We start from the raw sequence: 26,297 nt of genomic DNA, 5'->3' as shown, positions 1-26,297 counted from the left end.
ACGTCCCTTGACCCCCGTGCGGTGACGCCCTAGGCATGCTATGTGGCTGCCCACGAGCCCGACAGCGGTTTCGCCCCGCGAGCGGCACTGGTCCTGGTCAGCCGGGACCCGCCGGTGCGCGATCAGGTCGGGACGGAGCTGGACAAACGCTACGGGGCCGATTACGCGGTGGCGGTCTGCGGCGCGGAGGACGACGTCGGGCCCCGGGTCGCGCAGTTGCAGGAGGAGGGCATCCCGGTTGCGGCGGTCCTGGCGGGCCTGGGCCCGGCCGATCCCGACGGCCTCGACGTCCTGGCGCGGGTGGGTGGCCTGGCGCCGGGTGCGGTGCGTGCCTGCATCGTGCGGTGGGGCGATCTGGCGACGGCGGCGCCCATCTTCGAGGCGATCACGCTGGGCCGGCTGGACGGGTGGCTCTACCGCCCGGAGCGCCCCGGCGACGAGGACTTCCACCTCTCGGTGACCGAGCTGCTCGCCGAGTGGGACAGCCGGCGGGGCACCGGCTACGAGGCGGTGCAGGTGATCGGCGAGCGGTGGTCGGCGCGCTCGCAGGAGCTCCGCGACATGTTCACCCGCAACCGGGTGCCGGTCGGCTTCTACGACGCCGCCGCGCCGGACGGGCAGGAGCTGCTGGCGGGTCTGGGGCTGGAGGAGCCCGCGCTGCCGGTCGTCGTCCTCCGGTTCCGCCCGGAGCTGCCGGCGCTGACCGACCCCAGCGCGATGGACATCGCCGCCGCGTTCGGGGTCCTGGAGGCGGTGGACGAGAGCACGCTGGCCGACGTCGTCGTGGTCGGTGCCGGGCCCGCGGGGCTCAGTGCCGCCGTGTACGCCGCGTCGGAGGGGCTGCGCACGGTGGTCGTGGAGCCGCTGGCGATGGGCGGGCAGGCGGGCACCAGCTCGCTCATCCGCAACTACCTCGGCTTCCCGCGGGGGATCAGCGGCAACCGGCTGGCGGCCAGCGCGTACCAGCAGGCGTGGTCGTTCGGCGCCACCTTCGTCTGGTCGCGCAGCGTGGTCGGGCTGTCGAGCACGGACGGGGAGCACCGGGTGCACCTCTCCGACGGCGCGACTCTGCGGGCGCGCACGGTGGTGGTCGCCACCGGCGCGGAGTGGCGGCGCCTGGAGGTGCCGAGCCTCGAGGCGATGCAGGGCCGCGGCCTCTTCTACGGCGCGGCCGTCAGCGAGTCACGGGCCATGGCGGGCAAGCACGTCCTGGTGGTCGGCGGGGGCAACTCCGCGGGGCAGGCGGCGGTGCACCTGGCGCGCTACGCCGACCGGGTCACGGTCCTGGTCCGCCGCGGGCTCGCCACGACGATGTCGGAGTACCTGGTGCACGAGATCGACGAGGCGCCGAACATCGACGTCCGCTCCCGGGTGCAGCTCGTGGACGGGGCCGGGGAGCAGGTGCTGGAGGAGGTCGTCGTCGAGGACCTCGACACGGGCGAGCGGGAGACGCTCCGGGCCGACGCCGTCTTCGTGCTCATCGGGTCGAAGCCGGCGTCGGGGTGCCTGGGGCCGGAGGTGGCGAAGGACCGGGCGGGGTTCGTGCTCACCGGGCCGGACCTCGACGGCGCCTCGCCCGCGTGGCCGCTCGAGCGGCCACCGATGCTGCTGGAGACCAGCGTCCCGGGCGTCTTCGCCGCTGGTGACGTGCGGGCGGGCTCGGTCAAGCGGGTGGCCTCCGGGGTGGGGGCGGGGGCGATCGCCGTCGCGCTGGTGCACCAGTACCTCGCCTGGGCGGCCGCGGCCGCCGTCGGCGGGTGACCCCGGTGCCCGAGTTCGTGTTCCGGGACGAGTGGCGGGTCGCCGCGCCGCCTGCCGCGGTGCGGGAGGTGGTGCGCGCCGTCGAGTCGTGGCCGGAGTGGTGGCCGTCGGTGGAGAGCGTCACGCGGGTGCCGTCCGGCGACGGCGAGGTCTGGCGGTTTGTGTTCCGGACCCGGCTGCCGTACCGGATGGAGTTCGAGGCCCGGGTGCTGCGCGACGATCCCCTGCGCGGAGTTCGGACGACGGTGACCGGCCGGGTCGAGGGCGAGGGCCGGTGGGAGGTCGGGGAGGTCGACGGCGGCTCGGTCGTGGCCTTCGACTGGCAGGTGCGCCCGCAGCTGCTGTGGATGCGGGCGCTCTCGCCACTCGGGCGCCCGGTGTTCGTCTGGAACCACCGTGAGCTGATGGAGGAGGGCGGGGAGGCGCTGGCGCAGCGGCTGGGCGCCCGGTTGCTGGCGCCCACGGTCTGCGAGCCCGAGGTGGCGCCGGCGGTGGTCGCGGCCGCCCGGTGGCCGGCCGCCCTCATCGGCTTGTACCTACTGGCCCGGCGGCGCGGTCAGGCCACGCTCGAGCCTGTCGGTCCTGGTCGTACATCCACGTAGGGACTCCCGACTGGTCACATCCGTCCCCGCCTCACGTCGTGCGGTCCGACGCAGCGCGGCAGGAGGCCGCGCCGGTCAGCGACCGCGCTGGGGCCGGACGTTCGGGAACTTGTCGTTCGCCTCGCCCTCGGTCAGCCGGCGCGGGTCGTCTCCGTCCCGCTCGACGATCCACGCGGTGTCCGGGGAGGTGCCTTCGAGGGAGAGCGACCAGTACACGACCTGCCGACCGTCGGGCGTCCACGCCGGGAACCACTCGTCGACGGCGGGGACCCCCGCGAGCCGGCGCACGTCGCGGCCGTCGGCCCGCATGGTGTAGAGGTCGCGGTCGCCCCCGCGGTTGCTGCTGAACACGATCGTCCGCCCGTCCGGCGAGTACTCCGCCCCGTCGTCGTCGACGCCGTCCGGGGTGTCGGTGAGCCGCCGCACGTGCGCGCCGTCCGCCCGCATCCGGTACACCTCGGCGTTGAAGAAGCCGGCCCGGGTCGAGCCGAACAGGATGTGCCGGCCGTCCGGTGACCAGGCAGGGCTGTAGTCGCTGACGGTCGGGTCGGTCTCGGTCAACCGGGTCTGCCGCGTGCCGTCGGCGCGCATCCGGTAGATCTCGGTCTCCGCGCCGTCCCGGTCGGAGGCGAACACGATGTGCCGCCCGTCCGGCGACCACGCGGGGGAGAAGTCGCCGGCGGGGGTGCCCGGGGTCGCGCTGTTCCTCGTCAGCTGGCGGACCTTCCGGCCCTCGGCGTCCATGACGAAGACTTCCAGGTCCCCGTCCCGGTCGCTGACGAACGCCACGCGCCGGCCGTCGGGCGACCAGACCGCGTCGTCGTCGTGGACGTCGTTGTCGGTCAGCTGCACGGTCCGGCCGTCCGGGAGGAGCCGGTAGATCTCGTTGTCGCCGCCTCGACGCGGTCTGGCTGTGTTCCCGCTCGCTGGGGCGGCTCTCGTCGTCGCCGGTCGTGCTGCTGGTCAGCTGGGGCGTGGCGGGCTAGCGTCCGGGGCACCAGGCCGCTGCGACTGCAGACCGGGAGCCCCGCCGTGCCCGCACACCGCATCTTCACCGCCCCGTTCGCCAGCGTGTACCCGCACTACGTGGCCAAGGTCGAACGCAAGGGGCGTACCCGGGACGAGGTCGACGAGGCGATCTGCTGGCTCACCGGCTACGACGCCGCGGGCCTCGCCGCAGCGCTGGAGGACGAGGTCGACTTCGCGACCTTCTTCGACCACGCACCGGCGATGACGGCCCACGCGGCGCTCATCACCGGCAGCATCTGCGGAGTCCGCGTGGAAGACGTCGAGGACCCCCTCATGCGCAAGATCCGCATCCTCGACAAGCTCGTCGACGAGATCGCCAAGGGGCGGCCGATGACCAAGGTGCTGCGGAGTGGCCACGACAGCCGCCCCACGGTGGAGGCCCGCGCTACCGGGTGAGGCCGACCTCCGGGGACGCGCCCGCGCTGTGAGCGGTGTCCGGTGAGCTCTCCAGCAGACCGGTGGCCCGCCACGCCGCGACGGTGTCGTGGACGTAGGTCTCGAAGGACCGCGGCTCCCGGCCGAGCAGCTGTCGGGTCGTCCGGAGCCCCCGGCGCGAGGTGGGCATGGAGATGCGGCGCAGCACGCGGAAGGACGCCGTCCAGTCGGCGAGACGCGGCCCGTCGAGGTAGCGGGTGAAGGTCCGCACCATGACCTCGTCGTCGTCCCCGAGGTAGACCACCGGTCGCCCGAGGGCCTCGGCCCACACCGCTGCGGACTCCCTGCCGCCGACGGAGCGCGGTCCGGCGACGTCGTAGGAACCGGGGGCCACGTCGCCGTCGACCAGCGCCCGGGCGGCGGCCTCACCGACGTCACGCAGATCGACCCGGTTGACGCCCTTGTCGCTGAGCGGCGTCACGAACCGGCCGGCGCGGATCTCCTCGGCGAACACCTCGTCGTTCTGCATGAAGTTGGACGGGGCCAGCATGATCGGGCGCAGCGGCGAGCGGGCGACGTCGCGGGCGAGGGCGATCTTGCCGCGGTAGTGCGGCAGGATCCGACCGAAGACGACGCGCAGCAGAGCCTCCTGCCAGCGCCTGCGGGCGTGGACGTGGACGCCGACGAAGACGAGCCGGACGCGCTCGGCCTGGCACGCGGCCACGAAGCCGGCGGCGAGGGCACGCTCGTCGGTCTCGTGCGGCGAGACGTAGAGCGCCGCCCCGGCACCGCGCAGCGCCGCCCGCAGGGACGCGGGATCGCGGAGGTCGCCGCGGACTCGTTCGACGCCGGCGGGCACGTCGGCGCCCTCGGGATCGCGGAGCAGAGCACGGACCGTGGCACCGCGCGCGAGCAGGGCGGCGACGACCTGACGGCCGACCTGGCCGGTCGCGCCGACGACGAGGACGGGCGTGCCGGCCGGGAGCGGGCCGGTGAGGACGGGGACGGGGGTGCGGGACGGTGCCACGGCGGATGCCTCTCGGGTGCGGGGCCGGGTCCGTCCCGGCTGTGTGGACGAGCGTCGGTGGTGCCCCTTGTGGCGGACTTGTCCCTGGCTTGCCCCCGGTGCCGTGACGCGAGCCGACGAGGGCCCGGTCGCCCGGCGCCGCGGTGCAGCGATGGAGCGCCGGGGTCTCCAGAGGTCGAAGTCCGCGTCCTGCGGTGCCGGCGCGGGCGGACACCCTGCGAACGGCGTGGCCGCGGTCGATGGGGGTAGAAGGCCCGGCATGTCCGACTTCGAGATCACCGCCCTGGTCCTGGCCGAGCACGAGGTCTTCCGGCGGGAGTTCACCGCGCTCGACGACCTGCCCGCCGACGAGCTCGCCGCCGCCTGGGAGGCGTTGCACGCCAAGCTCGAGGTGCACGCGGTGGCCGAGGAGAAGCTCTTCTACCCGCTGCTCGCCCAGGAGGCGGACGACGAGCAGGGGACGGCGGAGGGCGTGCACGACCACAACGAGATCCGGCACGCCGCGGCCGCCGTCGGGGAGCACGTGGTCGGCAGCGAAGGGGTGGTGGGCGGCGGTACGGAACGCGCGACAGGTCAACGCCGACCACATGGCCGAGGAGGAGACGGAGTACTTCCCTCCCTTCCGAGAAGCCGTCGACGACGAGCAGCGGGAAGCCCTCGGCATGCAGTGGCTGGCGTTCCACGACGAGCACGAGCAGGCCGAGGGGTTGTCCGGCGAGGACGCGGAGGTGGCCGAGGTGATCGACACCGAGGTGCCCGAAGGTGACCCGTCGCTCTAGGTTGCCCCGCCCCCCGGACGCGGTCCTGGTACGTCGACTCGGCGAGCAGTTCGGCCTCGGACACGCGAGGAGCTCCCGACGATCGACACGTGGTGGGTCACAGGGGCGGCGGGGACCAGCGGTCGCGCGCCACCCATGCACCCTACCCTCGCGTCAGGGTAGCGTCTCCGGGCGTCAGGAGGCCGTCGTCGCGAGGTAGACGGTGTTCGTCGCCCGGCGGTCCTGCAGGGGGTTGGGGAAGCTGACGACCTCGGCGGAGACGTCCACGAAGACCTGCCGGAGCACGGCCAGGTAGTCGTCGTCGGGCGGGTCGTTGGACCAGAGCGCGAAGACGCCGCCCGGCCGGATGCGCGCGGCCAGGCGGCGGCTCCCGTCCACGTCGTAGAAGCCGGGGTCGCCCTGGGCCAGCCGGTGCCGGGGAGAGTGGTCGATGTCGACGACCACCGCGTCGAACACCCGGTCCGGCGCGTCCGGGTCGAATCCGGTGCCGTCGGTCATCGCGAAGAAGTCGCCGTGCACGAACCGGCAGCGATCGTCGCCGGTGAGCTCCGGGCCCACCGGCACCAGCCCGCGCTCGTGCCAGCGGATCACCGGCTCGAGCGCGTCGACCACCAGCAGGCTCCGCACGCGGTCGTCGGCGAGCACGGCTCGGGCGGTGAAGCCGAGCCCCAGACCTCCCACGACGACGTCGAGGTCGGAGCCGGGCAGGCGGGCGAGGGCCAGCCGGGCGAGCTCGATCTCGGCCACGGTGAAGAGCGAGGACATGAGGAACTCGTCCCCGAGCTTCACCTCGTAGATGTCGACGTCGCTGCCGGGTGCCCGGCGGCGGCGGAGGCTCACCTCACCGATGGGGCTCGGGCTCCAGTCCAGCTCTTCGAACCGCAGGCTCATCGTCGCCCGGCCCGGGAGCGGAGCTGCTGGGCCAGGTCACCGGCGAAGCTCTCCGCCACCTCGAGCTGCTTCCGCAGCGTCGTCACCCGCGCGGTGGCGGCCTCGTGGAAGCTCCGCAACCGGTCGAGCAGCTCGGGGCGGCCGGCGCCGTCGTCCTCGAGGTCGTGCAGCAGCGCGAGCAGTTCCTGCATCTCCTCCAGCGTGAAGCCCAGCGGCTTCATCCGCTTGACCAGGTCGAGCCGGGCGACGTCGGCCGCGCTGTAGAGCCGGAACCCGCCGTCGGAGCGTGCGGTGGGGACGACCAGACCGTTCTCCTCGTAGAAGCGGATCGTCCGCAGGCTCAGGCCGGTGCGCTCGGCGACCTGCCCGATCTGCATCAGGTCGCCTCGAGGAGTTGCTGTCACGTCCCCTTCATAGAGCATGCAACCGGTGCCGGCCCCGCCGGAGGGGGTGCGCGACGCCGATCCGGTGAGGCCGCGGCAGCAGCCGACGCGGTGAGCCGGTCGTGCGATGGCGTCACCCGACGCGACGGCGGGCACCACGACCGCACCACCCACGTCGTCCTGAGGAGCAGGAGTCAGCATGGACATCACCGCGACAGCCGAGTGGCGTGCGCTCACCGAGCACCACCGGGAGCTCGCCGCCACCCACCTCCGCGACCTCTTCGCCGACGATCCCGGCCGCGGCCGGCGGCTGACCGGCCGCGTCGGCGACCTGCACGTCGACTGGTCCAAGCACCGCGTCACCGACGAGACGCTGCGGTTGCTGATCGCTCTCGGCGAGCGCGCCGGGCTGCCCGAGCGGATCGCGGCGATGTTCCGTGGCGAGCACGTCAACACCACCGAGGACCGCGCCGTGCTGCACGTCGCGCTCCGCATGCCGGCGGACGAGGACATGGTGGTCGACGGCCAGCACGTCGTGCGGGACGTGCACGAGGTGCTGGCCCGGATGCGCGGGTTCGCCGAGCGCGTGCGCTCGGGGGAGTGGCGAGGGCACACCGGGCGGCCGATCCGGGCGGTGGTCAACATCGGGATCGGCGGCTCCGACCTCGGCCCGGCGATGGCGTACACCGCGCTGCGGGCCTTCGCCGACCGGGATCTGGCCGTCCGCTTCGTCTCCAACATCGACCCCACCGACTTCGCCGAGGCCACCCGGGACCTGGACCCCGCGGAAACCCTGGTCGTCGTCAGCTCCAAGACCTTCACGACGTTGGAGACGCTGACCAACGCCACGGTCGCCCGTGACTGGCTGCTCCGCGGGCTGGGTGCAGACGACGCCGCGGTCGCCAAGCACTTCGTGGCCGTGTCGACGAACACCGAGGCCGTGCGCGAGTTCGGCATCGACCCGGCGAACATGTTCGAGTTCTGGGACTGGGTCGGCGGGCGGTACTCCTTCACCTCCGCCATCGGCCTGTCCCTGATGGTGGCGATCGGCCCGCAGGCGTACGACGAGATGCTCGCCGGCTTCCACTCCGTCGACGAGCACTTCCGCACCGCTCCGCTGGAGGCCAACGTCCCGGTGCTGCTGGGCCTGCTCAACGTCTGGTACCGCGACTTCTTCGACGCCCAGAGCCACGCCGTCCTGCCCTACAGCCAGTACCTGTCCCGGCTGCCGGCCTACCTGCAGCAGCTGACGATGGAGAGCAACGGCAAGTCCGTGCGCGCGGACGGGCAGCCGGTCGACACCGCGACCGGTGAGGTCTACTGGGGCGAGCCGGGGACGAACGGCCAGCACGCCTTCCACCAGCTGCTGCACCAGGGGACGACGCTGGTCCCCGCCGACTTCATCGGCTTCGGCGAACCGAGCCACGACATCGGCGAGATGCACGACCTGCTGATGGCGAACATGTTCGCCCAGTCGGCGGCGCTCGCCTTCGGCCGCACCGCCGAAGAGGTGGCCGCCGACGGCACGCCGTCCTCGCTGGTGCCGCACAAGGTGATGCCCGGCAACCGGCCCAGCACGGTCATCCTCGCCCCGCGACTGACCCCCTCCACCCTGGGGCAGCTCGTGGCCCTCTACGAGCACGTCGTCTTCACCCAGGGTGTGATCTGGCAGATCGACTCCTTCGACCAGTGGGGGGTCGAGCTGGGCAAGGTGATGGCCCGCGAGCTGGCACCCGCGCTGACCAGCCGGGAGCCGGTCGCGGTGGAGCAGGACGCGTCCACGGCGGCGCTGGTGGCGGAGTACCGGCGGATGCGGGGCCGGCCGGCCTGACGACCGCCTGGTTCGGTGGTGACCCGGGGCGGCCGCGCGCGCAGCAGCGACCGCCCCGGGGGCCCAGGAGGAGACCGCTGCCGTCCGGCGGCGGTGACCTGCTCCGATCACTCGACTCTAACGTAAGGTTAGGGTCGGCGCCGACCGAGCTGATCGGTCGTGGATCGCGGCGCCTCCGAACCTGACGGGAGAGGCCCATGGACGAACCTGCCTTCCGGCAACGAGCGGCCAGTCGTTACGAGGAGATGCGCGGGGAGGCCGAGGGGCTCGTGCGCCGGTGGCGCAGCCGACTGGCCGACGACGCGGCCGGCGCGGAGGTGCCGGCCGGTGCCCGGATCGATCCCCGTGCCGAGGAGGCGTTGGCGCGGATCCTCGGCGACCTCGAGATCGTGGCCGACGTCTGGGCCCGCCGGTCGGCGGACCGTCCCGAACGCTCGCCGGGCCACGCGAGCGGTGCGACGGGCGGGGGGGTGCGGTCGGCTGCCCCGGCGGGCCTGCTGCCGGACGACCCGGACCTGTACGCACTCCTGGATCGCGTGGAGCGCCGCCTCCTCCGGCCGCTCGCGCTGGCCGTCGCCGATACCGCGATGGCCCGGTGCATGCCCGCTCCGCTGTCGGAAGGTCGAACCGTCCTGGCGGCGTACCGGACGGCGAGGCGGGCGATCCCGCCCCCCGGCTCCTCGCGGGCCGTCGCGGCCGCGAACGGCCGGTGGAGGCTCGTGGGTCTCCACGTCGTGGATCCACCCGCGGACGCGCTCGGCGTCCTGCAGGCCGCCCTGATGGAGTTGTCGGCCGCCCTGGCGTCGCCGCCGGTGGGCGAGGCCGGCGATGCCGCTCGGCGCATCCTCCTCCGCGTGGCCGCGGCAGCGGTGGCGACGCCGGACGCCCTGGTGGGGGATCTGGCGCGAGTGCTGGCGTTGCTGGACATGCCCGCCGACCGGGCGACGCTGGAGCTGAGGTCGCTGCTGAGGTCGGATGCGGCCGGCGAGGTCCGACTCGACCTCCGGCAGGCGGAGCTGTACCGGAGCTTCGCCCAGCGCACCATCCCGCTGGTCCTGGACTTCCACCGGGTGACGCCGACGCTGTTCGACGACCCGGATCCCTGCTGAGCCGCGTGCCCGCTTCGACGTGAGCCCGACCCTCACGTGAGAGTAGAGTTGATGCCGCGAGGATCGCTGCCCGTGGAGCGCGGCTCGCCTGCACGGAGGAGGACGACCATGCCCTTGCACGTCGAGTGCCCGCACTGCGGGGAGGCGGAGAACCTGATCGGCGACCGAGGCGTCGACGGCATCCGCGTCGCCTGCGGATCCTGCGGTGTGTCGTTCCTGCGCGACCAGCGGCTGCGCTGCGCCACCTGCCACGGCACCGACCTGGTCCTCCGGCCCCAGGTGCTCGCCCAGCGGTCCCGCGGCAGGGAGACGTCTGTCGCCGGCTGGACGCGGACCCACTGCTGCGCCGTCTGCGACGCCGAGGCGCTGCTGCGCTCCGACCGCGCCGGCGGCCCGCTCCCCGCGGAGTACCGCCCACGAGCGGTCACCGCCCAGCCGTCCTGCTCCAGCGGCCTGCCGGCGCGAGGGAGGAAGCGATGATGCTCACCCGGCGGCGGATCCTCGACTACGTCCAGGACGCCTTCGACCAGGGGCCGATCACCACGGAGGAGATGCGTGCGGCAGCGGCGGCGAAGGGCGCCGGACCCGAGGTCCTCATCATGCTCGGAGAACTCCCGTCGCGGACCTTCACCAGCCCCCGGGGCATCTGGCCGTACCTGCCGGACCTGCCCGTCGAGGCCTGAGGTCACCACGGTGGCTCGACCGGGCAAGGCCGGCGGCCCTCGATGAGCCCACGTCTCCCGGGGCCGGCTCGCGGTGGACACGGCGTGCTGCTCCCCGACGTGCGCGGTGAACTGTCACGACCTCTGGAACTCCTGGCCGACCTGCTCGCGGACGTCCGGACCTGGAGCGACGAACAGGTGGGCGCGCGCAGCGCGCTCTCGCTGCCCGGGATGCTCGTCGCCCACGGCACGCTGCAGTCCGTCAGGCGACTGCTCTACCTGGTGGAATCGACGCAGTGCCGTCCCGCCGGCGCCGCCTGCGTCTACGGACCAGGCCGCCGTGATCCGCACACGGTCCTCAGGCCGCTGCAGCTGCCGGCGCTCGACGTGGAGGCGCTGTCCCTCACCGCCCGGGTGCTCGGGCATCCGGCTCTTCCCGCGCCGCTGCGCGACCTGGTGACCAGCTACGCGGGCGTCGGCGTCCCCGACGAGTCGCGGGCCGATGCGGGCGACCTCGTGGCCCGGCTGGCCGGGTTGGCGGGGCTGCTCGCGCCCTGCCCGGTACCGGCCGCGCGGATGCTCGCCGCCCGGCTCCTCGTCCTCCAGCGCCGGGAGGAGCCCTCCGTGCTGACGTATACCGAAGAAGCGGCGTACCAGGCGGTGCTGGCCCACATCAACCTGCTGTGGACGGCGAGCAGCCCGCGACACCGGCCGTTCCGCTGAGGAGTGGGTCAACCCGCGGCGACCGGACCGCCGCCGCGGGCGGCCAGCCGCCGGGCCACGTCACCGATGCGTCCGCGGCCCTCGAGGCGGCCGAGCAGGTGCTCGGGGATCGCCCGCGCGCCGGCGTAGGCGCCGGCGACGGACCCGGCCATGGCCGCGATGGTGTCGGTGTCCCCGCCCATCCGCACGGCGAAGGTGATGGCAGCCACCGGGTCCGGCAGCCGGGGGAGCGCCGCGCAGAGCGCCGCGCCCACGGCCTCGTGCGCCGTGATGCCGTTCCCGGTCGCCCTCGCCGCCTCCTCCGGGTCGGTCGACCGGGCCGCTGCCGCAACGGCGGCCAGGACGCGCTGGAACTCGGGGGTCGGCAGGTGGCGGCTGCAGAACTCCAGCACCTCGTCGACCGGCGGTGGGTTCCCGGGGGGAGCGGCGAGCAGGTGGTGGACCGCGAGCGCGATCGCGACGGCGCCGTCCTGGCCGACGGGATGGGCGTGGGTGATCTCCGCACTGCGCCTCGCGACCTGCGCCACCCGAGCCGGCCCACCGCTCAGCGTGCCCACCGGCGCGGCCCGCATCGCGCCGCCGTTGCCCAGGGAGCCGAGGCCGTCGAAGGACTCCCGGGCGACCGCGCGCCAGTCGTCACCGGCCAGCACGGCGGCGAAGATGCGCGGGGGATTGGCGCCGTACCCGCGCCACGGCTCCTCCTCCCAGGTCCGGGCGAAGGCCAGGGCGAGGCGGTCCTGGTCGACGGCGTCGTCCTCGAGGCCGGCGAGGTGGTCGGCGAGGGCCACCTGCAGCGCGGTGTCGTCGGTCCAGCGCAACGCCTCCTCGGAGGTGAGCAACCGGCGGAACTCGTCCTGACGCACGGAACGGGAGCCTTCGAACGGCGCACCGAGGGCGTCCCCGATCGCCCCGCCCATCAGCAGGCCGCTGACCCGGTCGTCCCAGGGCGCGCGCACGACGTCCGCTCGAGAGGGTTCTGGCATCGGGTGATCCTCCGGGTCCTGACCACGGGTGACCGGGCTGACGGACCGCCACCGCCTGCCCGGGTGGGTCCTCCTACGCGTCGATGACGATCGGGATGACCAGCGGGCTGCGCCGGTAGGCCTTGTCCGCCCAGCGGCCCACGGCCCGGGCGATCAGCTGCTCGAGCTGGACGGCTCCTCCGACGCCCTCCTCGGCGGCCTTGGCCAGCGCCTTCTCGATCAGCGGGACGACGCCGTCGAACGTCGTCTCGTCGTGGACGAAGCCGCGGGCCAGGAAGTCGGGCTCCTCGGCGAGCCGGCCCGTGTCGGCGTCGACGATCGCCACGACCGTGATGACGCCTTCCTGGGCCAGGGTGCGCCGGTCGCGGAGGTGCGCCTCGGTGGCGCCACCGACGTCCGTGCCGTCGACGTAGACGTAGCCGGCGGGGACCTTGCCGGCGATCCGCACCTTGCCCTCGTGGAGGTCGACGGCGACGCCGTCCTCGGCGATGACCACACCACGCGGGTGCACGCCGGTGCGGATGGCGATCTCGGCGTTGGCCTTCAGGTGCCGCCACTCGCCGTGCACGGGCATGACGTTGCGCGGCTTGACCAGGTTGTAGACGTAGGAGAGCTCGCCGGCGCTGGCGTGCCCGGAGACGTGCACCTTGGCGTTGCCCTTGTGCACCACATTGGCGCCCCACCGGGTCAGCTCGTTGATGATCCGGTAGACGGCGTTCTCGTTGCCGGGGATGAGAGAGCTGGCCAGCAGCACGGTGTCACCGTCGGCGATGCGGATGACGTGGTCGCGGTTGGCCATGCGGGACAGGGCCGCCATGGGTTCGCCCTGCGACCCGGTGCAGATCAGGCAGACCTTCTCGGGCGGCAGCTTCTCGAGCTCCTTCATGTCCACCAGGAGGCCGGGCGGCACGGTGAGGTAGCCGAGGTCCTTGGCGATGCCCATGTTGCGGACCATGGAGCGGCCGACGAAGGCGACCTTGCGGCCGTGGGCGTGCGCGGCGTCGAGGACCTGCTGGATGCGGTGCACGTGGCTGGCGAAGCTCGACACGATGACCCGGCGGGGCGCGGTCCGGAACACCGTCTCGATGGCCGGGGTGAGCTCGGCCTCGGACGTGGTGAAGCCGGGGACGTCGGCGTTGGTGGAGTCGGTGAGGAAGAGGTCCACGCCCTCCTCGCCCAGCCGGGCGAACGCGCGCAGGTCGGTGATCCGCCGGTCCAGCGGGAACTGGTCCATCTTGAAGTCGCCGGTGTGCACGACCAGGCCGGCGCCGGTGCGGATGGCGACGGCGAGCCCGTCGGGGATGGAGTGGTTGACGGCGACGAACTCGCAGTCGAAGGGGCCGAACGCGGCCCGGTCGCCCTCGCTCACCTGCAGGGTGACCGGCCGGATCCGGTGCTCCTTGAGCTTGGCCTCGATGAACGCGAGGGTGAGCCGCGAGCCGACCACGGGGATGTCGGGACGCTCCCGCAGGAGGTACGGCACGCCCCCGATGTGGTCCTCGTGCCCGTGGGTCAGCACGAGCGCCTCGACGTCGTCCAGGCGGTCCCGGATGGCGGTGAAGTCCGGGAGGATCACGTCGACCCCGGGCTGGTGCTCCTCGGGGAAGAGCACCCCGCAGTCGACGATCAGCAGGCGACCGGCGTGCTCCAGCACGGTCATGTTCCGGCCGATCTCACCGAGACCACCCAGGGCCACCACCCGCAGCCCTCCGTCGGGTAGCGGCCGAGGCGGGCGCAGCTCAGGGTGTGCGTGGCTCATACCTTCACGCTACGGGAGACCCGTCGGCGGGCGTGCACGGTCGGGCACGAGGTCCCGCGACGGCGCCCCACACCTCTCGCGCCCGCCGCTCGGCTCCCGTCACGCCCTCCAGGCACCGGGCGAGCGTGACCTTCCGGCCGACGCCTCGACGGCGTTCCGGGCTCGCCGGAACAGCCGCTGTCACCGCGTCGGTCGGCGCCGGGCGGCGCACCCGGCGGGACCTCCCGTCCCCGCTGGCGCCCCGCCGGGGACGGCACCTGCGGGGGTACGACCGTGGTGGTGTCCGTCCCGCCGTCCTCCTCGGGGTGGGCTTTCCTGCCGCCGGCGCATCGGCGATCCTTGTCGGTGCATCCGTAGAGGCGCAGGCGCGGAGCGGTGTTGCTCCCCACCGGTCCGCCGTGACGTCGGGGCGGAGGGTGGCACCCCCGTTCGCCGACGCCGCGGCGGCGGGCCCTCCGGCGCGCCGGCAGGCGAGGAGGTGCGAGGACATGGCGAGGCGGAGCCGGCGGGTTCCCTGGCTCCTGATGGTGGCGGCGGTCGTCGGCGCCGGCTGCACCGGACCGACGGGCACGCCCGCCGAGGTTGCGGGCGGCGGTGCCACCCCCGTGGCACCCGCCGGTCAGGCCGGCACGCTCGCGGTCGTGCCCGAGGTGGCGGCGCGGGTGCAGCCCAGCGTGGTGACCATCCTGACCGCCACCGGCAACGGGAGCGGGGTCGTGTACGACGAGGATGGGCTGATCGTCACGAACGAGCACGTGGTGCGTGGAGCGACGACGGTGGAGGTCGCGTTCGCCGACGGTCAGCGCGCACCCGGCACGGTGATGGCCACCGACGTCGTCACCGACCTCGCGCTCGTCCGCTCGGACCGCGGTGACCTCCCCGCGGCCCGGTTCCAGTCAGAGCTGCCTCAGATCGGGGAGCTCGTGATCGCGATCGGCAGCCCGCTCGGCTTCGAGAGCACGGTGACCGCGGGGGTTGTCTCCGGGCTGCAACGGGAGATCCCCGGCAGTGCGGGCCGGACCCAGGCGCTGGTAGACCTCATCCAGACCGACGCGGCGATCAGCCCCGGGAACAGCGGCGGCGCGCTGGTGGACGGCGACGGCGAGGTCATCGGGATCAACGAGGCGTACATCCCTCCGCAAGCCGGGGCGGTGTCCCTGGGGTTCGCGATCCCGTCGGCCACCGTGACCGACGTGGTGGAGCAGTTGCGGGAGGACGGGCAGGCGGAGCACGCCTTCCTGGGGATCGCTCCGGCCCCGCTCACCCCGCAGATCGCCGAGCAGTTCGGTGTCCCGGGAACGGACGCCGTGATCGTCGCGGCCGTGGTGCCGGGCAGTCCCGCGGCGCAGGCGGGGATCGCGCCCGGGGACCTGGTCGTCGCCGTCGACGGATCGCCCACCACCGCCCCCGAGGACGTGCTGGCGGCGCTGCGCGCCCGCGATCCCGGAGACAGGGTCGCGGTGACGGTCCGCTCGCCGGACGGACAGGAGCGCGACGTCGACGTGGTCCTCACCGCGCGGCCCGGCCCCGGCGGATAGGGCATCGCGCTCCGCTACCGAGGTCCTGTCGGCGTTTGCTGGCGGTGGCGTACCCAATCGTCGAAGACCTCGTGGTGGCGCATCCACCGCCATCCCGGCCGGTCCAGGCTCGCCCGACCTCGTCGTCACCTCCTTTCTGTTACCTGGCCGGCGCCGGGGTCTGGTTGGGCTGCGTCGCCGAGGCCGTGGGGCACCGGCGCGGGCGCCGCGGTCGGGAACCCGTCAGCGCGCCCTGAGTGCCCGACCAGCCGGGGTGGTCGGACTGGTCCACCGGATTTGCGCACGGAGCGGCCGGCGGCGCCGTCGAGGACCGAACGCGCCGTCCACCACCAGCTGCCCTCCGGAGACGGCGGTGGACGGCGCCATGGCGCCGATCAGCCGTGGGTGCGCGCTATGAGTCGGTCCGGTCGGACCCGGACGAGCACGTCACCCGGGGGCGCAGCAGCGTCGTCTGCGGGTTGGGCACCCACGTAGCGGCGCCAGGTCCGGCGGGCGACGTCGTCGCGCAGGCGCGGCTCGTCCACGAACTGCGCGGCTCCCTCGACGAGGACGAACCGGTAGGGCGGCCCGTTCTCGGCGACGACCACCGCGACGCGTGCGTCGCGACGGAGGTTGCCGGCTTTGACGGTGCCCGTACCGGTCAGGAAGAGCAGGTCATCGCCGTCGGTCACGAACCCGACCGGGGCGGCGTGCGGGCGTCCGTCCGGACGCAGCGTCGCCACGACCGCGGTCAGCGTGCCGCTGTCCAGGAAGGCCGTCGTTTCGGCGGGTGTGAGGTCCCGGAGCACTGGTTCCGTGCTCACGCCGCGTACACCTCCTTCGCCCGGGCCTCGCGGAGCGCGGTGCCCCACCAAGCCAGTCGGTCGAGCAGCACCTCGAGCGCGGGTTCGGCGTCGGGGTCGGTCGGCGTCCCGGCTGCGTCGAACGCGCTCTCGGGGCCTGCGAAGCTGACGGTGTCGCGGATGGTGACCGCATGGAGCTCGGCGAAGACCTGGCGGAGCTGTTCGACGGCGCGCAGTCCTCCGGCGACGCCGCCGTAGGAGACGAAGGCCACCGGTTTGGTGAACCACTCGTGGTAGGCGAGGTCGACGGCGTGTTTCAGCACGGCGGGATAGCCGTGGTTGTACTCCGGCGTGATGACCAGGAAGGCGTCGGCGGCACCGATCCGGCCGCGCAGCTGTACCGCGGCGGGATGCTGCCACTCGTGGTGAGGCGGCAGCGGGGTCTCGGCGAGGTCGATCAGGTCGAGGTCGATGTCCGCGCGCGAACGGACATGGTTGAGCACCCAGTCGGCGACCGTCGGTGCGAACCGCCCGGGCCGGTCGCTACCAATGAGGACCGCAACGCGCAACGGGGAACGCAGCATGAGGGACACCTCCTTCGCCTTGTGGAAGCGCATCGTTCAACGTCGCGCCACGAAATGACTGTTCCGCCACGTCCCGACCGGCTCCCCCGGCGGCGTGACCCGCGGCGGGTACGGACCAGCCGCGCGGTGACGGAGGCCGCGACCCCGGACGTCGGGCCCCTGGCGGCACGACTGAGGCACCTGACGACGGAGGTGCTACTCGAGCCGTCATCGAGGCCCGGGCGACAAGCCCCCGACCGGGGACGCTGGGTCGCCAGGACCGGAGTCGTGGCGACCCCTGGCGCGGAGCCCGTAGGTTCTCGTGCCGTCAGGAGCGGAGGCCGTGAGCGGGGATGGGTGAACTGGTACCGGTAGGGCCGCTGGGTGCACAGGCAGATGCACCGGCGTCGGAGGCTGCTTGGTTCGAGCCGCACCGGCGGGAGCTGGTCGGGTACTGCTACCGCATGCTGGGCTCGGGATTCGAGGCCGAGGATGCGGTGCAGGAGACGCTGCTGCGTGCCTGGCAGAGCCTCGATCGCTTCGACGAGGGGCGCTCGGCCCGGTGCCGGATGCGAGTCGTGGGCGCTGAGACCTGGTGGGGAACCGCGCTGCGGGCCCTGAGGGTCGTCGACCAGGCCGTGGACGTCGACGGGGACTCTGCACCACGGGGCGCCGGCACGGCCTATCCGTTGGTCAGGGTGTCCGCGTAGAGCACGCCGTCCCGGACCCCCCGCCGGAGTCGGGAGCCGATGCCTCCGGCAGTGCCCGGTGCGGCGAGGCGGGTGGGCGCTGACAGCGCTGCGGGGCTGACCGCCCGGCCCGGGGCCGGCCCGCGTGTGGTGTGTCAGGACGTCGTGCCGCGCGGTCTCCCGAGCTCTTCGTCGCGGGAGCATCCTGCAGGAGGCGTGTTCGCCGGGCACTCCGGCAGGCAACACGGTCACGTGACCGGCTCGGGCACTGTCCGTCCGGGGGCGGACCGGGACGGGGTGAGCTGAGCACGGAGGCCGGCGCAGGACGGAGAGGAGGCACGACGATGACCGCCCGGGAGGAGCGGGCTCTCGCCGACCGAGGCCCCGCGGTCGATCGGCGCGAGGGCACCCCGCAGGGCCCTGACACGAACCCGCGATGGCGGCCCCCCTGGCGGGTGGAGGGGGAGCGCCCCGATACCGAGTCGGATCGGTGGGCGGCGAGTTGGCGCAAGCCGGGCGGCAGCCGGTTCTGGCTCGTGCTGGCCGCATTGCTGGCTCTGAACTGGGTGGTGTCGGGCCTGCTGCTCGCGCCACCGCAGCGCCTCGAGGTCCCGTACACGTTCTTCCGGGACCAGGTCGAGGCGGGCAACGTGGCCGAGGTCACCACGATCGGCGACACGATCGCGGGGAGGTTCGAGCAGGAGGTCACGTACCCCCTCGAGGACCAGGGGGGACAGGATGCCGGCACCCAGGAGCCGCCGGCTGCGCCGGGCGACCAGTCGAGGAGCGCGACGCTGTTCTCCACGCAGCGGCCGTCCTTCGCCGACGACGGGCTCATGGACCTGCTGCTGCGCGAGGACGTGACGGTGAACGCGGAGCCGCCGGACCGGGTGCCGGTGTGGCAGCAGCTGCTGTTCGGTTTCGGCCCGACGATCCTGCTGGTGGCCCTGCTGGTGTGGCTGGCCCGCCGCTCGGCCGCCGGCGCCGGTTTCGGGGCAGGACTGGGCCTGGGCAGGTCGAAGGCCCGCCGCTACAGCCCGGAGAGCGGGCCGCGGACCACGTTCGAGGACGTGGCGGGCATCGATGACGTCGAGGACGAGGTCAGGGAGATCGTCGACTTCCTGAAGAACCCGGACCGCTACCGGCGGCTGGGCGCCACGGTGCCCAACGGGGTCCTGCTCGCCGGACCACCCGGCACCGGCAAGACCCTCCTGGCCCGGGCGGTGGCCGGCGAGGCCGGCGTGCCCTTCTTCTCCGTCTCGGCCGCGGAGTTCATCGAGATGATCGTGGGTGTGGGCGCCAGCCGGGTGCGGGACCTGTTCGAGCAGGCGAAGAGGGAGGCCCCGGCGATCATCTTCATCGACGAGCTCGACGCGGTCGGTCGGGCGCGGGGCGGCGGGGTCACCGTCGGCGGCCACGACGAACGGGAGCAGACGCTCAACCAGATCCTGACCGAGATGGACGGGTTCGACGGCAGCGAGGGTGTGGTCGTCATGGCGGCGACCAACCGCCCCGAGATCCTGGATCCGGCCCTGTTGCGGGCCGGCCGGTTCGACCGGCGGGTGACGGTCAACCCGCCCGACACCAGCGGCCGCCAGCAGATCCTGGCGGTGCACACGCGAGGGGTGCCGCTGGCCGATGACGTCGACCTCGCCGGGCTGGCCTCGGTCACCCCGGGGATGGTGGGCGCCGACCTCCGCAACCTGGTCAACGAGGCGGCGCTCCTGGCCGCCCGCCGCGACCACGACCGGGTGCGGATGGCCGACTTCACCGACGCCCTGGAGAAGATCGTCCTCGGCGCCGAACGCAAGATCCTGCTCACCCCGGAGGAGCGTGAGCGCACCGCCTACCACGAGTCCGGTCACGCGCTGCTGGGCATGCTGACGCCGGGCGCCGACCCGGTCCGCAAGATCTCGATCATCCCCCGGGGGATGGCGCTCGGGGTCACCTTGCAGAGCCCGGAGACGGACCGCCACGGCTACGGCCGCCGCTACCTGCAGGGCCGGATCATCGGCGCCCTCGGAGGGCGCGCGGCGGAGGATCTCGTCTACGGCGACATCACGACCGGTGCGGAGAACGACCTGGAACAGGCCACGAAGATCGCCCGGCAGATGGTCGGCCGCTGGGGCATGTCCGAGGCCGTGGGGCCCGTCTCCGTCCTGCCCGATCCCCGTACGGAACAGCAGGTGGGCCTGGACGGGAACGGGCCCGCGCCCGCTACCCGGGAGCTGGTCGACGCCGAGGTCCGCCGCATCCTCGACGAGTGCTACGCCCAGGCCCGCGACACCCTGGCCGGGCACCGTGACCGGCTGGAACGCCTCGCGCGGGCGCTCCTGGCCGCCGAGACCCTCGACGCCGACGAGGCATACGCGGCCGCGGGCCTGCCCGAGCGTTCTCCCGCGGAGACCACGTGGCGCCCTGCCGGGGCCACCGCCCTCCCGCTGATCGGCGACGGGCCTTCCGGTTCCGGATGAGGCTGGGCCGGCGCAGCCGGCTGGTCCCGCCCCTCCCGCCGAGGCGGCGACGTGCCGGTCCTGGCCGTGAGGTCGGGCCCCGGGTGGCGCGGTGGTGGGCCGCCCTGGCTCGGGGCCCTCGGACCCCTGGCGCGCCCGGCATCCGCGCGCCGGATCCTCGACCGACCTCCTGGGAATCTACAGCAACGGCTGTAGGTTTGACGGGGTGGCGATACGAGTACCGCGTAGTCGCCGTCCACATCTCCCGGTTCGAGAGGAGGCTACTCAGATGACACTGCCTGTCCGTCCACGGCCCCGTGCAGTCGCCGGCTGGGATCCCTTCCGTGAGCTGGACGAGCTCACCGACCGCGTCAACTCCCTGTGGGAGGCCGGCGTCGACGGTGGCCTGCAGGGCTGGGCTCCGCTGGCCGATGTGGAGGAGACCGACGACGCCTATGTCGTCGAGATCGACCTGCCCGGCGTGAAGCGCGACGACATCGACATCCAGCTCGACGACCGCCAGCTCACCGTCTCCGGCGAGTTGAAGGAGAAGGAGCGCGCCGGGGTCCTGCGCCGGCGGACCCGTCGGGTGGGGCGGTTCTCCTACGCCGTCACCCTCCCCACCGAGGTCGACTCCGACGAGGTGCAGGCCCGCCTGGACGACGGCGTGCTGACCGTGCGCGTGCCCAAGGCCGCGCAGGCCAAGCCTCGACGCATCCAGATCAGCAGCTGACCTGCCGGCCGGCTGCCTCGACGGAGCGCCCGCAGGGTCCCCGGCCGCGCGCCGCCGCCCGGGGGCCGCGAGTGCGGTGGGGACGTCCCGGACGACCCCCACCACCGTCTTGGCGGCCGTCGCACGCGGCCCAGGTCGGCGACGTAGCGCGCGCCGACCCGGCGGTCGATCGTTCCTGTGGTCCTTCGTCGCGAAGAGGTGTGATGCGATGACGTCCTCCCCTGCGAAGTCCGTGGCGCCCACGCGCCTCCAGCAACTCGAGGAGCGCTTCGCCGCACTCGGCGACCGGCTCGATGAGTCGCCGGTCGGCGAGGCGCTCTCGGTCCTGCACGCGATCGTGCAGGAGGTGGCCCGGCAGGCCCCGCCACCGGAGCAGTCTGCATCGGGCACCACGCTGCAGGACGTGGCAGACCTCTACCTGACCGCACCTCCGATGACCGGAGCTGCGGAGTCGACCGGCCTGCCCGTGGGGACCGTGGCGCCGGAATTCACGCTGCCGGACGCCGATGGCCGGCCGGTCAGCTTGTCGGACTTCCGGGGCCGGTCGGTGGTCCTGGTCTTCTATCCGCTCGACTGGAGCCCTGGATGCAGTCGCCAGCTGGAGCTCTACGAGCAGGAGCTCGCGGAGTTCGAGGCACGCGGGGCGACGCCGATCGGCGTATCCGTCGACTCGATCTACAGCCACGGCGCCTGGGCCGCCGTGCGGGGGATCACGTTCCCCCTGCTGTCCGACTTCCACCCGAAGGGAGATGTCGCCCGACGGTACGGGGTCTGGCGGGAGTCCGACGGCTTCAGCGATCGTGCGCTGTACGTGGTGGATGCCGATGGGGTGATCCGCTATGTCGACGTGTCAGCGCGGGTCGAGCACCTGCCCGACATCTATGACGTCTTTGCCGCGCTCGACCAGATGGCCGGCCAACAGCCGGCGGCCTGAGCGCGGCCCGAGTCCGATCGGCCGACCGAATCGAAGAAGGGAGGTGGCGAGATGACGGCTCCCGTCATGACCGGCGTTCCCCCGACCATCCCGGCAGCGCCGGTCACCGTGTACGGCAACCGGTGGTGCGGCATCACCCAGATGACCCGCCGACTGCTCGACCGGGCTGCGGTGCCCTACCGGTACATCGACCTGGAACTGCACCCGGAGATGCAGCGGCGACTGCGGTGGATGGCCGGGGGCGACCTGCGCAACCCCGTGGTCGACGTCGCGGGGGAGTGGCTGGAACAGCCGACTCCGCGGCAGCTGCAGTGGGCGCTGAGGCGACACGGCCTGCTCTGAGTCACCGGGGCGGGTCTGCCCCGACTCATGGCCCGCAGTGCACCGTCCGAGCTCACCGCGAGAAAGGAGCGCCATGCGGTACGACGACTTCCTCGCCGAGGTTCGCGAGCGCGGCGAGTATGCCGACCGATCCGAGGCCGACCGCACGACCCGGGCTGTGCTCGGCCTGCTGAGCCAGCGACTGGTCGACGGCGAACGCAAGGATCTGGCTGCCCAGCTGCCGGCCGAGCTGAAGGACGCCGTCCTGACAGCCCGGCCGCAGGAGGCGTTCGGGGTGGAGGAGTTCCTCCGGCGGGTGGCCCAGGAGCTGTCAGCCACCGAGGAGACCGCCCGCTGGGACGCCGGCGCGGTCCTCGCCACCCTGGCCGAGGCGGTCAGCGGTGGGGAGCTCAACCAGATCCTGACCCAGCTCCCCGCCGGCTTCGCCCCGCTGTTCGGCAAGGCGGACCTCGCCTGACCGCCGCTACGACCATCGCCGGAACGATCACGGTGGCCGGACCGCACGGCACGGCGGCTCCGGTCGCCGCCACCCCGGCCGCGGAGCGGTGACCCGCGGCCGGCACGTCGACATCCGAGTACGTCGCACTGAGGAGGTATCCGAGGTGGCACCGATCACGAGCCCCCTTCCCGAGAACATCCAGAAAGTCGCCGGTGAGGCGCTCCAGGAAGCCCTGGTCGACCTCACCGACCTCAGCCTGATCGCCAAGCAGGTCCACTGGACCCTCGTGGGACGCACCTTCCGCAGCATCCACCTGCAGCTCGACGACGTCGTAGACACGGCCCGGCACCACACCGACGTCGTGGCAGAGCGCGCCGCGGCCATCGGCGTCCTTCCCGACGGCCGCGTCGAGGCGCTCGGGCAGCAGAGCCGCGTCCCGCAGCCCCCCGTGGAGTGGATCCGGGCCGAGGATGCGATCGACTTCTTCGTCGACGTCTTCGCCCAGATGGTCGCCCGCATGCGGGACCGCATCGAGGCGACCCGGGACGACCAGGTGACTCAGGATCTGCTGATCGACATCACCGCCGCTCTGGAGAAGCACTACTGGATGTGGCAGGCGGAGAACCAGTCCCGCTGAGGCTGACGACAGCGATCGGCAGGCCGTTGCAGGGGCCGGCCGATCTCGATGTCGCCGGGATCCGACGACCGCAGGTGTGGATCCCGCTGATAGAGGAAATATGTATCGACGACTGTAGGTTTGGGTAGGAGGCGGGTGCGCCCTCCACTGGCAGTGGCCATGGGCGGGACCTCCCGGGGTCCCGGCGACGGGCTACGCAGCCGGCGGAGCGGCACCGAGGAGGGCGCACGACTGCTGGAAGAACTGCACACGACACACCGTCAGGAAGGAGAGACCCATGAGCGTGATGCGCTTCGAGCCGTTCGGGGACCCCTTCCGGGGTCTCGACCGTCTGACCAGCCAACTGGTCTCGGGCCGGCGGACGCCGATGGGCATGCCGATGGATGTCTGGCAGGCCGATGACGGCTATCACGTCGCCCTGGACCTGCCGGGTATCGACCCGGGCAGCGTCGAGATCACCTGCGAGCGGAACGTGCTGACCATCCGCGCCAACCGCAGCGCGGAGTACGACGAGGGCCACAACGTGCTGCTCGCCGAGCGCCCGCAGGGCACCTTCACCCGGCAGCTCCAGGTCGGTGACGCCCTGGACACCACGAAGGTGCACGCCACCTACGACAACGGCGTGCTGACGCTGACCATCCCGATGGCCGAGGCGGCCCAGCCGCGCCGGATCGAGGTCCAGACCGGAGGCAGCGCGCAGCAGCAGCTGTCGGCCGGCAACGCACAGCCCGCCGGCGAGGGTGGCCGACGGAGCTGATCGGTGGCGCAGCGGACGGTGCGCCATCCCGAGGAGGGCGCGCCGTCCGCTGCGCCCGGCAGCCGGGCAGAGGGATCCGGTGGCTCGTCACCACGCCGCCGGAGCGACGACGGACAGGGAGCGACAGGTAGGGCAGAAGGGGTGACCCACGGTGCTCAAGGAGTTCGCGGTGGAGCGCTACCGCTTCGCGTGCGCCGGATGCGGGCACAGCTGGACTGCTGACTACGACATCCAGCACGTCGAAGACGGGCACGGTCTGACGTGGGAGTACTACTCCCTCGACGGTGTTCCCGTGCCGGCCCCGACGGCGCCCGGGTCCCTCATGTGTCCGCGCTGCGGGGCGACCTGGATCCACTTCCAGCTCGTCGCGGTGCGCCCGGTCCCGCTGGCAGAGCCGACGGCCGGCCGGCCGGACCCTGACCGTCCGCGTCAGCGCGTGGACGCCGACCGGCAGGCGGCTCGCCGGCATGCGCCGCTGCTCTCCGGTGAGCAGCTCGTGTTCGGAGAGTCGGCACCCGGCGTGCCCAGCGCGGAGCCGTGACCTCGCACTTGTGCGGCGCTGCCCTCCCCGCATTTTCCTGACGAACTCACACACGTGGCTTCCTCATGAGCACGACAGGAGGTTGAGATGGCCAAGGCGGTCGGTATCGACCTGGGCACCACCAACTCGGTGATCGCGGTCACCGAGGCCGGCAAGCCCGCTGTCATCGCCAACGCCGAAGGGTCCCGCACGACCCCGTCCGTGGTGGCGTTCACCGACTCCGGTGAGCGGCTGGTCGGGCAGATGGCCCGCCGGCAGGCGATCCTGAACTCCAAGGGCACCATCTCCTCGGCCAAGCGGTTCATCGGCCGTCGCTACGAGGAGGTGGCCAGCGAGAAGGACGCGGTCACCTTCGACGTCGTCCCCGGCCCCGAGGGTGCGGTGCGCTTCGACGTCCGAGGCAAGCGGTACGCGCCCGAGGAGATCTCCGCGCAGGTGCTGCGCAAGCTCGTCGACGACGCCTCGAAGTACCTGGGCGAGAAGATCACCGAGGCGGTGATCACCGTGCCGGCGTACTTCAACGACGCCCAGCGGCAGGCCACCCGTGATGCCGGGCGGATCGCCGGGCTGGACGTGCTGCGGATCGTCAACGAGCCCACCGCGGCGGCGCTGGCCTACGGCCTGGACAAGAAGAAGAACGAGACCGTGATGGTGTTCGACCTCGGCGGCGGCACCTTCGACGTGAGCCTGCTCGACGTGGGTGACGGTGTCGTGGAGGTCCGCGCCACCGCCGGTGACGGGCACCTGGGTGGCGATGACTTCGACCGGCGGATCGTCGACCACCTGGCCGAGGACTTCCAGCGGGCCGAAGGCATCGACCTGCGCAAGGACCCGCAAGCGCTGCAGCGGTTGTTCGAGGCGGCGGAGAAGGCCAAGGTGGAGCTGTCCTCGGTCACCCAGACCACGGTCAACCTGCCCTTCATCACCGCCGACGCCAACGGTCCCAAGCACCTGAACACCACGCTGATGCGGTCGACGTTCGAGAAGGTCACCGCCGACCTGGTGGAGCGGTGCATGGGGCCGGTGCAGCAGGCGATGACCGACGCCAAGGTGACCGCGGACGACATCGACGAGGTCATCCTGGTCGGCGGCTCGACCCGGATCCCCGCGGTGCAGAACCTGGTGCGCCGGCTCACCGGCGGCAAGGACCCCAACATGTCGGTCAACCCCGACGAGGTGGTGGCGCTGGGCGCCGCGCTGCAGGCCGCGGTGATCAAGGGCGAGGTCAAGGACGTCCTGCTGCTCGACGTCACCCCGCTGTCCCTGGGCGTGGAGACGATGGGCGGCGTGATGACGAAGGTCATCGAGCGCAACACCACGATCCCGGCCCGCCGCTCGGAGGTCTTCTCCACGGCCGAGGACAACCAGCCCGCCGTCGACGTCGTCGTGCTGCAGGGCGAGCGCGAGCGGGCCAGCGACAACCGCGTGCTGGGCCGGTTCCGGCTGGAGGACATCCGTCCCGCGCCGCGCGGAGTGCCGCAGGTCGAGGTCACCTTCGACATCGACGCCAACGGCATCCTCAACGTCACGGCCCGGGACAAGGACACCGGCAAGCAGCAGCAGATCACCATCAGCGAGTCCTCCAACCTGGACAAGGCCGAGGTGGAGCGGATGGTGGCCGACGCCCAGCAGCACTCCGCCGAGGACGCCCGGCTGAGGGAGCTGGTCGAGGCCCGCAACACCCTCGACTCCACGGCGTACCAGGTGGAGCGGCGGCTGGCCGAGCTCGGCGAGTCGGTGCCGGTGCACGAGAAGGCGCGGGCGGAGATGCTCGTCGCCGATGCCCGCCAGGCGGTCAAGGACGAGGCGGAGCCGATCGACCGGCTGCGCTCGCTGACCGGTGAGCTCCAGCAGGTCTTCCACGGCATGGCCGCCGGGTCCTCCGCTGGCAGCGGCCCCGCCTCGGGCGCCGGACGGCCGTCCGCCCGGTCGGATGACGACGACGTGATCGATGCCGAGGTCGTCAACGAGTGAG

General features: G+C 72.8%; 28 protein-coding genes and 1 pseudogene. 21 read left to right on the top strand and 8 right to left on the bottom strand.

From position 1 onward, the window contains the following. Positions 1 to 42: 42 nt before the first annotated feature. Together ACI79P_RS14830 and ACI79P_RS14825 are read left to right on the top strand one after the other, a co-directional pair. Entirely contained in the window at positions 43 to 1,761 is a 1,719-nt protein-coding gene (locus ACI79P_RS14830; protein WP_456581812.1) for an FAD-dependent oxidoreductase, read from the top strand. 5 nt (positions 1,762 to 1,766) lie between these two features. After that, a complete protein-coding gene (locus ACI79P_RS14825; RefSeq protein ID WP_456581811.1) occupies positions 1,767 to 2,363 on the top strand; it encodes an SRPBCC family protein in 597 nt (198 codons plus the stop codon). A gap of 75 nt (positions 2,364 to 2,438) precedes the next feature. Here ACI79P_RS14825 and ACI79P_RS14820 read toward each other — a convergent pair whose 3' ends face one another. Next, positions 2,439 to 3,215, bottom strand: a complete 777-nt coding sequence (locus ACI79P_RS14820) for a hypothetical protein (RefSeq protein WP_456581810.1) — start codon at positions 3,213 to 3,215, stop codon at positions 2,439 to 2,441. Between the two features lie 180 nt (positions 3,216 to 3,395). On the opposite strand from ACI79P_RS14820, the gene ACI79P_RS14815 reads away from it, so the two are divergent. Further along, on the top strand, positions 3,396 to 3,788 hold the full coding sequence (locus ACI79P_RS14815) for a DUF2200 domain-containing protein (protein ID WP_456581809.1): 393 nt from the start codon (positions 3,396 to 3,398) through the stop codon (positions 3,786 to 3,788). Here ACI79P_RS14815 and ACI79P_RS14810 read toward each other — a convergent pair. Continuing rightward, positions 3,778 to 4,794 carry an SDR family oxidoreductase gene (locus tag ACI79P_RS14810; protein WP_456581808.1) on the bottom strand — a complete coding sequence of 339 codons (1,017 nt, stop codon included), beginning with the start codon at positions 4,792 to 4,794 and terminating at the stop codon, positions 3,778 to 3,780. The genes ACI79P_RS14815 and ACI79P_RS14810 overlap by 11 nt on opposite strands. Positions 4,795 to 4,945: 151 nt before the next feature. Between ACI79P_RS14810 and ACI79P_RS14805 the strand changes: the two are divergent. Both ACI79P_RS14805 and ACI79P_RS14800 read left to right on the top strand, forming a co-directional pair. Then, positions 4,946 to 5,311 (top strand): annotated as a pseudogene (locus ACI79P_RS14805) (hemerythrin domain-containing protein); the annotation flags it as partial. Between the two features lie 70 nt (positions 5,312 to 5,381). Then, a complete protein-coding gene (locus tag ACI79P_RS14800) occupies positions 5,382 to 5,573 on the top strand; it encodes a hypothetical protein (RefSeq protein ID WP_456581837.1) in 192 nt (63 codons plus the stop codon). A gap of 174 nt (positions 5,574 to 5,747) precedes the next feature. Here ACI79P_RS14800 and ACI79P_RS14795 read toward each other — a convergent pair whose 3' ends face one another. Together ACI79P_RS14795 and ACI79P_RS14790 are read right to left on the bottom strand one after the other, a co-directional pair. After that, positions 5,748 to 6,464, bottom strand: coding sequence for a spermidine synthase (locus ACI79P_RS14795; protein WP_456581807.1), 717 nt, complete (start codon positions 6,462 to 6,464; stop codon positions 5,748 to 5,750). After that, on the bottom strand, positions 6,461 to 6,841 hold the full coding sequence (locus ACI79P_RS14790; protein ID WP_456581806.1) for a MerR family transcriptional regulator: 381 nt from the start codon (positions 6,839 to 6,841) through the stop codon (positions 6,461 to 6,463). Before ACI79P_RS14790 ends, ACI79P_RS14795 begins: the two co-directional genes overlap by 4 nt. 205 nt (positions 6,842 to 7,046) lie before the next feature. Between ACI79P_RS14790 and pgi the strand changes: the two genes are divergently transcribed. From pgi to ACI79P_RS14765, 5 genes are all read left to right on the top strand, one after another. Then, positions 7,047 to 8,678 carry a glucose-6-phosphate isomerase gene (gene pgi, locus ACI79P_RS14785; protein ID WP_456581805.1) on the top strand — a complete coding sequence of 544 codons (1,632 nt, stop codon included), beginning with the start codon at positions 7,047 to 7,049 and terminating at the stop codon, positions 8,676 to 8,678. Between the two features lie 197 nt (positions 8,679 to 8,875). Next, complete coding sequence (locus ACI79P_RS14780) at positions 8,876 to 9,787, top strand: hypothetical protein (RefSeq protein WP_456581804.1); 912 nt, start codon at positions 8,876 to 8,878, stop codon at positions 9,785 to 9,787. A 108-nt stretch (positions 9,788 to 9,895) separates the two neighbouring features. After that, the gene (locus ACI79P_RS14775; RefSeq protein WP_456581803.1) at positions 9,896 to 10,267 is read left to right on the top strand and encodes a hypothetical protein; all 372 of its coding nucleotides are present in this window, start codon (positions 9,896 to 9,898) and stop codon (positions 10,265 to 10,267) included. Beyond that, positions 10,264 to 10,470, top strand: coding sequence for a hypothetical protein (locus ACI79P_RS14770; RefSeq protein ID WP_456581802.1), 207 nt, complete (start codon positions 10,264 to 10,266; stop codon positions 10,468 to 10,470). The genes ACI79P_RS14775 and ACI79P_RS14770 overlap by 4 nt, the downstream gene beginning before the upstream one ends. Before the next feature lie 84 nt (positions 10,471 to 10,554). Beyond that, complete coding sequence (locus ACI79P_RS14765) at positions 10,555 to 11,172, top strand: hypothetical protein (RefSeq protein ID WP_456581801.1); 618 nt, start codon at positions 10,555 to 10,557, stop codon at positions 11,170 to 11,172. Positions 11,173 to 11,180: 8 nt separating this feature from the next. Here ACI79P_RS14765 and ACI79P_RS14760 read toward each other — a convergent pair whose 3' ends face one another. Both ACI79P_RS14760 and ACI79P_RS14755 read right to left on the bottom strand, forming a co-directional pair. Further along, positions 11,181 to 12,155 carry an ADP-ribosylglycohydrolase family protein gene (locus ACI79P_RS14760; RefSeq protein ID WP_456581800.1) on the bottom strand — a complete coding sequence of 325 codons (975 nt, stop codon included), beginning with the start codon at positions 12,153 to 12,155 and terminating at the stop codon, positions 11,181 to 11,183. 73 nt (positions 12,156 to 12,228) lie between these two features. Next, positions 12,229 to 13,914 carry a ribonuclease J gene (locus ACI79P_RS14755; RefSeq protein WP_456581799.1) on the bottom strand — a complete coding sequence of 562 codons (1,686 nt, stop codon included), beginning with the start codon at positions 13,912 to 13,914 and terminating at the stop codon, positions 12,229 to 12,231. Between the two features lie 488 nt (positions 13,915 to 14,402). On the opposite strand from ACI79P_RS14755, the gene ACI79P_RS14750 reads away from it, so the two are divergent. Beyond that, positions 14,403 to 15,452: a S1C family serine protease gene (locus ACI79P_RS14750; RefSeq protein ID WP_456581798.1), complete on the top strand. Its 1,050-nt coding sequence runs from the start codon at positions 14,403 to 14,405 to the stop codon at positions 15,450 to 15,452. A 374-nt stretch (positions 15,453 to 15,826) separates the two neighbouring features. Here the strand turns inward: ACI79P_RS14750 and ACI79P_RS14745 are convergent, their stop codons facing one another. Together ACI79P_RS14745 and ACI79P_RS14740 are read right to left on the bottom strand one after the other, a co-directional pair. Further along, positions 15,827 to 16,255: a TIGR03618 family F420-dependent PPOX class oxidoreductase gene (locus ACI79P_RS14745; protein ID WP_456581797.1), complete on the bottom strand. Its 429-nt coding sequence runs from the start codon at positions 16,253 to 16,255 to the stop codon at positions 15,827 to 15,829. After that, positions 16,252 to 16,851, bottom strand: coding sequence for an NADPH-dependent FMN reductase (locus ACI79P_RS14740; RefSeq protein ID WP_456581796.1), 600 nt, complete (start codon positions 16,849 to 16,851; stop codon positions 16,252 to 16,254). Before ACI79P_RS14740 ends, ACI79P_RS14745 begins: the two co-directional genes overlap by 4 nt. A gap of 299 nt (positions 16,852 to 17,150) precedes the next feature. On the opposite strand from ACI79P_RS14740, the gene ACI79P_RS14735 reads away from it, so the two are divergent. The 10 genes from ACI79P_RS14735 to dnaK all read left to right on the top strand — a co-directional run bounded on the left by ACI79P_RS14735 (position 17,151) and on the right by dnaK (position 26,296). Beyond that, positions 17,151 to 17,507, top strand: coding sequence for a sigma factor (locus tag ACI79P_RS14735; protein ID WP_456581795.1), 357 nt, complete (start codon positions 17,151 to 17,153; stop codon positions 17,505 to 17,507). A 323-nt stretch (positions 17,508 to 17,830) separates the two neighbouring features. After that, a complete protein-coding gene (gene ftsH, locus ACI79P_RS14730; protein WP_456581794.1) occupies positions 17,831 to 19,960 on the top strand; it encodes an ATP-dependent zinc metalloprotease FtsH in 2,130 nt (709 codons plus the stop codon). Between the two features lie 268 nt (positions 19,961 to 20,228). Continuing rightward, on the top strand, positions 20,229 to 20,672 hold the full coding sequence (locus ACI79P_RS14725; protein WP_456581793.1) for an Hsp20/alpha crystallin family protein: 444 nt from the start codon (positions 20,229 to 20,231) through the stop codon (positions 20,670 to 20,672). A gap of 208 nt (positions 20,673 to 20,880) precedes the next feature. Continuing rightward, positions 20,881 to 21,606, top strand: coding sequence for a peroxiredoxin (locus ACI79P_RS14720; protein WP_456581792.1), 726 nt, complete (start codon positions 20,881 to 20,883; stop codon positions 21,604 to 21,606). Positions 21,607 to 21,657: 51 nt separating this feature from the next. Further along, positions 21,658 to 21,948 carry a glutaredoxin family protein gene (locus tag ACI79P_RS14715; protein WP_456581791.1) on the top strand — a complete coding sequence of 97 codons (291 nt, stop codon included), beginning with the start codon at positions 21,658 to 21,660 and terminating at the stop codon, positions 21,946 to 21,948. Positions 21,949 to 22,021: 73 nt separating this feature from the next. Beyond that, positions 22,022 to 22,405: a DUF2267 domain-containing protein gene (locus ACI79P_RS14710; RefSeq protein ID WP_456581790.1), complete on the top strand. Its 384-nt coding sequence runs from the start codon at positions 22,022 to 22,024 to the stop codon at positions 22,403 to 22,405. 145 nt (positions 22,406 to 22,550) lie between these two features. Next, complete coding sequence (locus ACI79P_RS14705) at positions 22,551 to 23,024, top strand: Dps family protein (RefSeq protein WP_456581789.1); 474 nt, start codon at positions 22,551 to 22,553, stop codon at positions 23,022 to 23,024. A 277-nt stretch (positions 23,025 to 23,301) separates the two neighbouring features. Beyond that, on the top strand, positions 23,302 to 23,781 hold the full coding sequence (locus ACI79P_RS14700; protein ID WP_456581788.1) for an Hsp20/alpha crystallin family protein: 480 nt from the start codon (positions 23,302 to 23,304) through the stop codon (positions 23,779 to 23,781). A gap of 151 nt (positions 23,782 to 23,932) precedes the next feature. After that, positions 23,933 to 24,322 (top strand): hypothetical protein, encoded by a 390-nt coding sequence (locus ACI79P_RS14695; protein WP_456581787.1) that lies wholly within the window; start codon positions 23,933 to 23,935, stop codon positions 24,320 to 24,322. A gap of 87 nt (positions 24,323 to 24,409) precedes the next feature. Beyond that, positions 24,410 to 26,296, top strand: coding sequence for a molecular chaperone DnaK (gene dnaK, locus ACI79P_RS14690; RefSeq protein ID WP_456581786.1), 1,887 nt, complete (start codon positions 24,410 to 24,412; stop codon positions 26,294 to 26,296). The last annotated feature ends 1 nt before the right edge of the window (position 26,297 follow it).

It is taken from the genome of Blastococcus sp. SYSU DS0510 (assembly GCF_054050835.1).
The sequence above is the reverse complement of the archived record's forward strand: the minus strand, read 5'-3'. Positions and strand labels throughout refer to the sequence as shown.